At 69.6% G+C, this 579-nt stretch carries 1 protein-coding gene; it reads left to right on the plus strand.

The window, feature by feature from the left end:
- Window positions 1–18: 18 nt before the first annotated feature.
- On the plus strand, window positions 19–579 hold a 561-nt coding region (locus AC1D12_RS34935; protein WP_477845620.1), incomplete at its 3' end, for an SLAC1 family transporter.

The following is a 579-nucleotide window of genomic DNA, read 5'->3' on the forward strand; positions in this document are numbered from 1 at the left end:
CGACAGGAGATCCACACGATGAAGACCTTCCATGCTGCCAGGCTGATGGCCGCGGCGATCACCCTCTCTCTTGCCTCGCATGCTGCAAGCGCGGCGCCTGCGGCCGCCAGGGTTGCTGCCACCAACGCAGCATCAACCGGCGCCGTCCAATACCGCACCATCGCGGTCGATGGCGTCAACGTCTTCTACCGCGAGGCGGGCCCGAAGGACGCGCCGGTGCTGCTGTTGCTGCACGGGATCGTTCCCGCCGTCGGGCTGCTGGACGTGCCGCTCGCGGCGCCGTCGCTGCACCCGCCTGCGCAATGGCATGGCGTGCTGGCGCTCTGCTGGGCGGCCGGGCTGTTCCTGTCGGTGCTGCTCATCGCCATCGTCGTCTCGCGGCTGATGTTCGAGGCGCCGATGCCGCCGACGATGAAGCCCACGCTGCTGATCCTGCTCGCGTCGGCCGTCGTCGGCATGTCGAGCTACGTCGCGATCTCGGGCGGCCGCCTCGACCTGTTCGCGCAAGGCCTGTTCGGCATCGGGCTCTTCATGCTCGCCGTGCTGGTCGGCCGGCTCCGCAGCGCGTTGCGTGCGCCG

The sequence above is a fragment of the Rhizobacter sp. P1_G5 genome (genome assembly GCF_056405435.1).